Genomic DNA, 7,208 nt, shown 5'->3' on the forward strand with positions numbered 1-7,208 from the left:
AAGATCATTAGGTTGAATGAGAAAAGGGGTTTACGTCCATTGAGTACAAGCTTTGAACAGCTGCAAATTGCACAAACTTATTTAGATAAATTGAAAGAATTTGGTATTGGTGAGCCAACGCCGATTCAGGCAGAAGCCATTCCGGTTTTGAAACAAGGCAGTGATGCCATCATTCAGTCGCAGACGGGTACTGGCAAAACGTTAGCGTATTTGCTGCCGGCACTGGAACAAATTGATCCATCGCAGAAACAGCTGCAAGTTTTAGTTGTTGTTCCTACGAGGGAGCTGGGTATGCAAATTATGCAAGAAATCGAAAAATTAACGGCTGGCGGTCCTATTCGTTCGCAATCTTTGATTGGCGGAGCGGCTGTGGTTCGACAAGTCGAGAAGCTTCGATTGCACCCTCATATTGTTGTGGGGACCCCTGGGCGTTTGCTTGAGCTTATGAAAATCAAGAAATTGACTCTGCACCATGTGAAAATCGGTGTTGTTGATGAAGTGGATCAAGTATTCGAGCTTGGTTCCATGCAGGATGTTGAGTCGGTGCTAAAAGGCATGCTGAAATCCAGTCAAAAGGTGTTCGTGTCTGCGACCATTCCGCAAAGTACCGAACAAGCGGCGGGCAGATGGTTGAAGGAGCCTGTTATTATTAAAATCAACCCAAGCCAGCGCACGGCGGAAACGCTGGAGCACATGTATGTGCTTTGCCAAGAGCGCGAGAAGGTGGATACGCTTCGTAGATTAGTTGGTTTGATTAAACCGAAGTCTGCGATTGTATTTATCAATGTGACAGACGATATCGCTCAAGTTGTGGCAAAGCTGCAGTATGTTGGGTTATCTATTGAAGCCTTGTACGGTGAAGCAAGCAAACAGGATAGGGCCAAAGTCATGGGGAATTTCCGAGATGGGAAATTCCAGCTGCTGCTGGCTACGGATGTTGCAGCAAGAGGGTTGGACATTGAAGGCGTGACTCACGTCTTCCACTTGGATCCTGCCACTAACGCGGAGTATTATCTTCACCGCGTAGGTCGGACCGGTCGGATGGGCCGCGAGGGCACGACCATTTCTATCGTGACACCGAAGGAGCAGTTCATTCTCGAAAAATTCGAGAAGCAGCTCGGTATCACGATTGCGCCGAAGGCGATGTACGAGGGCCGGCTCGTCGACCCGGCCCAGGACCGCAGTGCGGCTGCCATGCGCAGCCGCCGTGAAGCTGCACGCCCGCGGGGCGCAGCACCTGTGCGCAGCGGCTCCGCCGGCTCGCACGATGCTGCCGCGTCTGCGGGCGCGGTGCGCACTAGCGCGGCGGCGACGGACGCGCGCGAATTTAGCGCTGGCCCGGCGAAGCCGGCAGCGCCGAAGCACACGGCCGCCGGCGGCAAGGCCGTGAGTAAAGCCCAGCGCGAGCGAGATCGCAAGAGCAAGGGCGCTCCTCGCTGGCTGAAGGAAAAACAGCAGAACAAAGAATAGCCGTAATTCACATCATGATCTGTACGGCTTGCCAAATCTGTCTTCTGCGGGGTGTTGCAACGTGCTGCAAAAACGATTTATTTTTCTCATCGTGGTCGTCCTTTTCCTTGCGGCCGCCACGGTGTTATTCATCCGGCACATCCAACCTACCGAGGATTTAGATCTGAATTATCAAGAAATTTCAATTGGCAGTAAAATCGCGGACATTGTCAAGAACCGGAAGCTCGAAGTTCAGATCACAGAGCAAGATTTGAACAATTTGGTTAAAAAACAGCTGTCAGCCCACCAAAATCTGCCCAACGGCATTCGAATCGAAGGAGCTAAGCTTACCTTGCAGGGAAGCAACCTCGTCGCTGATGTCAATGTTAAATGGCAGGACAAGTTGCCAGTTGGCGCCCAATTGCTTTTTACCTTGGCGTGGGATCCGCCGAATGTGATCATTCAGCATCAGAGTACGATGGTTAGGGGCATACAAGTTCCGAAGGAGTGGCTTCAATTCGCTCCAATCGAACTCTCGATCGAAGATCACTTGCCGCTTCTAATAGGAGTGAAGGATGTACAGTTCGAGGAGAAAGCCGTACTTATTCAATTAAAGGCTCTGCGGTAATAGCGCGGCAGAACCAAAAAGGACAACCCGATGAGCGGGTTGTCCTTTTTTTTAACTCGAAGCCTGAACTTTCCATCTACGCGAATAGAGAACAATGCCGAAAACCACACACATGCCAACTAACACAAACCAAATCGATAAGCCGACTTGAAACTTATCCATTCCCCACCCGACGCCAAGCGGAATGACGGATCCGCCTAAACCACCAGCAGCGATAAGCGTGCTTGTTGTTTGCTCCGTGCGTCCAGGGAGTAATTGATTCGCATAAATAAGAGCTACAGCGAACATTCCTGACATGAAGAGTCCAAGCAGCAGAACAATAGCGAAGCTGCTCCATAACTGCGTGCTGAACAGCCACAAGAAGACGGTTATCAAACTGCCGCCAAAAGCGACGGCCAAGTAACGGAAATAGGTCATTTTCTCGGCAAGCACACCGGCAAATAGACGACCAGCCACCATGGCAATCCAATAAGCTGTTACCGCCAAAGAGGATAGAGAGCTTGAAGTGTGCATTTGATCGATAAAGATCGAAGGCAGGAAATTAACGATCGTATTTTCCATCCCTACATAGATGAAGAAAACAAACATGAACAGAATAAGGAAGGTTAACGAACTTCTTGTCAGAGCTGGCGGTTTTACCTCTTGCTGCGTCTTGTCGGCTTTGTGAGCCAATAATTCGTCATGTTCGCCCAAGGAAAGCTTAGACCAGATGAGTCCTGTTGCAAGCGCGCTTATTCCCAGCAGCATAAATCCATATTTCCATAACCCATTGGCAATCAAAATACTGGATACAATCGGCATGAATAGTGCACCAAGTCCGAAGAAAACTTCAAGCGTGCTGAAGGCCGAGGCCTGCTTATCCTTTGCCGCCATTAACACGAAGGTTGAAATGCTTGCTTCTACGAGTCCGAAAGCCACGCCGGCTACGAAGGTGAGGCTCACGGCCAAAGCCCAAGGGGGCAGCATGACGATCGTCATCATGGCAAGGAAAAGCAAGCCGAAAGCCGTCGTAATCGTGTTTCGGCGGCTGAATCGGCGGCTGAATGCGGGCATGCTGAGCACGCCAAGCAAAAACCCGCCGAATTCAAGGAACACCAGCAAGCCGCCATCGCTGTAGCTGCGTCCATAATGAGTGAGCAGCTCGGGTAATACCGCTCCAAAAATAACGTGGGTACAGCCCGTTAATAAATAGGACAGGCACCCCATAATTAATAATCTTCTCATACCATTGTGCTTCCTTTTTGCTCTTGCATGTATTTATCGTTATAGGCAAATACATGATCAACGACTTCAGCGACAGACTCGACATGATAGTTCGCTTTTTGTTTGACCTCCGGATGAGCACCTTTCATAGCAAAACTATGCGGAGTAATCCCGAACATGGATACATCATTGAAGGAATCACCAACACAGGCAATTTCCTCAGGTTTCAGACCCAATTGCTCCATGAGGACGAGGAGGGAGTTGCCTTTTGAAACTTGCCGTGGCATGATGTCCAAGCAATCTTTGTCGGAGATGAACAGCTCAACTTGATCGCCCAGCTTTTCTTCTATTAATGCTTTAAGTGCCAGAAGGATTTGAATATCCCCGAATGTAGAAATCTTACAAATAGGAAGCTCGGCTTGCAGCGACTGCTCGATGTCCTCTTTTATAATAAAAGGCCGGAATGTACGTGACTGAACCTCATCGGAAGCGGGCGTCAAATGCGTGATGTAATTGGCTTCACCTGAGCAAACGATCTTCACGACGTCAAAATCTTTCAGCAATTGATACACTTGATACGCTAATTCAGGCTCGAAAAGCTGAGATTTCAGAAACGAGCCATCTTCCAAATGAATGAATGCGCCATTCTGCGATACGGAGTAGGCGCGATGTCCAATTTCCTCTAGAACTTGCTGCATCTCCACATTCATTCTTCCTGAGGCCAGGCAAAGCAGAATGTCGGCTTCTTTCACTCTTTTCAGCGCAGCTTGCTCTCTTGAACTAACTTTCTTGCTGTGATCGAGCAAAGTACCATCTAAATCACTTACGATAAGCTTAATCATCTAAGTCATCTCCTTTTGCCAAAACGATTTCAACTTCACTTGCCAGTAATTTCTCTCTCATTTCGGAGCTCAAGTCTTGATCTGTGACCAGGATATCGATGCTTTCAAAACCGACCACGCGATGGAACAGCCGCTTACCGAACTTAGAATGATCCGCTAGAACGATGACTTGGTCAGCATGTTGGATCATGGCGCGGACTAAATAGCTGTCCTCTTCATTGGGGGCTGACAGCCCTTCCTCCGTAATTCCGCAGGTTCCGATCAGAAGCTTATCGACGTGGTAATCGTTCAACATCTCGATGGCTTTCGCACCGTAGACGCTATGATGTTTGCTATCCAACACGCCTCCAAGAATGTGAATCGTAGTTTCATCTTTACGGGTTAAAATAGCAGCGATTTCTATAGAACTTGTCACCACGACATTATGTTTGGATGTCAGTGCGTTTGCAGCATGCAGCACTGTCGTGGAGGCATCCATCATGATATAGTCGCCATCTTGAATGAGTCCTGCGGCTGTTTTGCCGATGGTTAGTTTGGAAGAAGACTCTGCTTGGAGTCGTTGTTCGTAATTGCCGACTTCTTTGGAAAGTGTGGGGAGGATGGCACCGCCGCGTGTTCGCACAATACGGCCCTGTTCTTCAAGTTTCACCATGTCACGCCGGGCGGTATCTCGTGATACATCATACAGCTCGCAAATTAGGTCAACCGTAATGCGCTTATTTGATTTTAAGTAATCAATAATGGATATGAGTCTTTCTTCTTGAAACAAAGGTTTCTCACTCCTTTCACGTAAGTGTTTGTAAGTGAACTTAAGTATATTGCTTATTATATGGCTGGGAGTCCTGTTTTTCAACAACTTTTTTAATTAAATTTTCGTAAAAAAACCGCACACTCGCTCAAGAAACGAATGCACGGGTTTAGTTATTTCACAGCTGGTTTTTTGCGAGTTTTCACGTAGCTAGGATAAGTAATTTCTCCGCTATCCAGCTTTCTAATCTCATCTTCGTTCCAGCCGCTGATTTTGTTGGTGCCGGTTACCCCGGTTAACTTGATTTGATAATGAGCAGCTAAGTACTGCTGTAACTTGGCCATCTCCTCAGGCGTGATTTCTCTAAGCTTTTGTTTGCCGTGTAACTGTCCCAGTATGACACCAATGGATTCAGCAGCCAGACTCGTATTTGGTTGAATTCTTGTACTTCCGTATGCGATTGCTGAGGAGCCCACATTTTTCCCGGCGGCAATGACATTGTCGTAGTTTTTTAATAAAAAGCTACGCAGCGGCATCCCGTATTTATCAGGACGGCCCATCTCGATGCCCCACTTGTTAGCGCTAGTGCCCTGCAAATCGAGCGGATAGCCGCCAATGCTGACATTATCCCAGAACATGGCGCCTGAAAGCAGGTCGGACGGCTTTAAGACATAATCCATTTCGTAGTGATTATATTCCCTTACGTAAGGGTAAGTCGGCAATTCCCCAAGTTCGGCATGCTCCCAACCGGGTAAGGTTTTACGGAAATGACCCAGAATGGATGCCGTCTCTTTGTTGCCGAGTGTAACAGCTTCTTGGATGGATTCGGGTTTGGACGGGTCAACGGTGTACACCAGAAGGGCGTTAATCAAAACTTCCCCGTCTCTTTGATTCACAGCATTTAAACCTCTTAGGAATACGCGGTCATTGGAAGGATGATAAGCCTTTGTCATACCGCTTAGCCCGATCGCATAGCTGTCATTGACAGAACCGCCGCCAAATTGTTTGGACTTCTCTTCAGGTTTTAACGCGTTGAAAGTTGTACTGAACTTTTTCCAATCGACGTGCGTGAACTTCATCATCATACCGGCGCTCATGTACTCGATATCTTTTTGCCCATAGAACTTCTCCAGTCCTGGCAATCTCTTAGCATCTAGTCGCGAGATGAGTGCGGCGTAATCACTGTTATCGACCCAGTAGCCGGCCGTAATCTTCTTCTTTTCATTCTTTTCCGTCGTGTAAACGATAGAAGCGACTTTGTGCATGCTGTCTGGCGTGTTGATTTGCTCAATGTCATTTAAGATAACGCCGGATTCGACAGGAATATTTTTGACCAGTTTATCCATATACGTTGAAAATTCTGAAAGTTTACGGATTTTGGCGTTTCGGAAACCATCGAACAATTCTTTAGCACGGCCCTGCACTAATAAATGGCCTTGATCGTCACGCGTTTCATCCAAAAACAACATTTGACTCTGAAGGATCTGGCCTCCAAAAGCTTTATGAGGATCCAACACTTTTACCTTCAAACCTTCGTCTGCAGCCGCCCTCGCCAGATAGAGGCCTTCTAGCTCGCTGCCGATTACTACAACGTCAAATTGCTCGGACGGATACGTATTTTTGGTTTCTACGGGCGGTGTTGGTGGGGCTTCACTAGTAGTAGGAGAATCTTGATGCGTGCTGGTCGGCACTGTAACAACAGCAGGTTCCACATTTGCTTGCTTGAGCCCGATTTTGCTATAAGAGAAGACTGACAACGCAATTAGAATAACGGTTAGAGCAATAACGAGCTGAACTCTGGGATTACGTAAACGCATACATGAACTCCTTTTGCGGTAGTGTTTTATATCGTTAAGTTTAGCAGTTTCAGGGGGGATTTAATAGACTCGACAAATTTCTAGTTTTAAAGATTTATTTCTCCAACCCCCCTAAACATATTTGCAATGGCGAATTGTTGTAGCATAACCAGGAACCCTTCGCGAAGGCTCCACATTATTTATACCAACTATATGAATATGGGAGAGGGAACTTGATATGAAAAAGAACCTAATGAAGAAAGCTGTAGCAACAGGACTTGTTTTAACAATGGTAATGGGAGGCGCTTCTGCAGCGTTTGCCAAAGGGAATGACCATGATGATCGTGGTAAAGGTAACAATAGCTATAACACTTCTATTAATAACGGTAAAAACAACAACGGTAAAATTAGCGGCAACATTCAAATCCGCATTAACTTTGACGACCTCAAAGGTGCTCAATGGGCAATGCGTTACATAGCTAGCTTGGCATCCAAACAAGTGTTTGAAGGATACGAAGATGGTACATTCAAACCAGATAAAT

General features: G+C 47.1%; 7 protein-coding genes (1 of these 7 running past the window's edge). 3 read left to right on the forward strand and 4 right to left on the reverse strand.

Features of this window, described 5'->3' with window-relative positions; translation table 11 throughout:
- Nucleotides 1-39 precede the first annotated feature (39 nt).
- Both ACUN27_RS05880 and ACUN27_RS05885 read left to right on the forward strand, forming a co-directional pair.
- On the forward strand, nucleotides 40-1,470 hold the full coding sequence (locus ACUN27_RS05880; RefSeq protein WP_445558559.1) for a DEAD/DEAH box helicase: 1,431 nt from the start codon (nucleotides 40-42) through the stop codon (nucleotides 1,468-1,470).
- Between the two features lie 61 nt (nucleotides 1,471-1,531).
- On the forward strand, nucleotides 1,532-2,077 hold the full coding sequence (locus ACUN27_RS05885; protein ID WP_326061152.1) for a hypothetical protein: 546 nt from the start codon (nucleotides 1,532-1,534) through the stop codon (nucleotides 2,075-2,077).
- Nucleotides 2,078-2,128: 51 nt separating this feature from the next.
- On the opposite strand, the gene ACUN27_RS05890 is transcribed toward ACUN27_RS05885, so the two are convergent.
- The 4 genes from ACUN27_RS05890 to ACUN27_RS05905 all read right to left on the reverse strand — a co-directional run bounded on the left by ACUN27_RS05890 (nucleotide 2,129) and on the right by ACUN27_RS05905 (nucleotide 6,687).
- Nucleotides 2,129-3,301, reverse strand: a complete 1,173-nt coding sequence (locus ACUN27_RS05890; RefSeq protein WP_315954008.1) for an MFS transporter — start codon at nucleotides 3,299-3,301, stop codon at nucleotides 2,129-2,131.
- Nucleotides 3,298-4,122 carry an HAD family hydrolase gene (locus tag ACUN27_RS05895; protein WP_445558560.1) on the reverse strand — a complete coding sequence of 275 codons (825 nt, stop codon included), beginning with the start codon at nucleotides 4,120-4,122 and terminating at the stop codon, nucleotides 3,298-3,300. The genes ACUN27_RS05890 and ACUN27_RS05895 overlap by 4 nt, the downstream gene beginning before the upstream one ends.
- Nucleotides 4,115-4,891 carry a DeoR/GlpR family DNA-binding transcription regulator gene (locus tag ACUN27_RS05900; RefSeq protein ID WP_315954010.1) on the reverse strand — a complete coding sequence of 259 codons (777 nt, stop codon included), beginning with the start codon at nucleotides 4,889-4,891 and terminating at the stop codon, nucleotides 4,115-4,117. Before ACUN27_RS05900 ends, ACUN27_RS05895 begins: the two co-directional genes overlap by 8 nt.
- 152 nt (nucleotides 4,892-5,043) lie before the next feature.
- Nucleotides 5,044-6,687, reverse strand: a complete 1,644-nt coding sequence (locus tag ACUN27_RS05905; RefSeq protein ID WP_445558561.1) for an FAD-dependent oxidoreductase — start codon at nucleotides 6,685-6,687, stop codon at nucleotides 5,044-5,046.
- A 217-nt stretch (nucleotides 6,688-6,904) separates the two neighbouring features.
- On the opposite strand from ACUN27_RS05905, the gene ACUN27_RS05910 reads away from it, so the two are divergent.
- Nucleotides 6,905-7,208: the 5' portion of an S-layer homology domain-containing protein gene (locus ACUN27_RS05910; RefSeq protein ID WP_445558562.1), read on the forward strand. 911 nt of this gene lie beyond the right edge of the window; 304 of the gene's 1,215 nt are visible here — the first part of the coding sequence; its start codon is at nucleotides 6,905-6,907; its stop codon lies off the right edge, out of view.

This window comes from Paenibacillus sp. WC2504 (assembly GCF_052682475.1).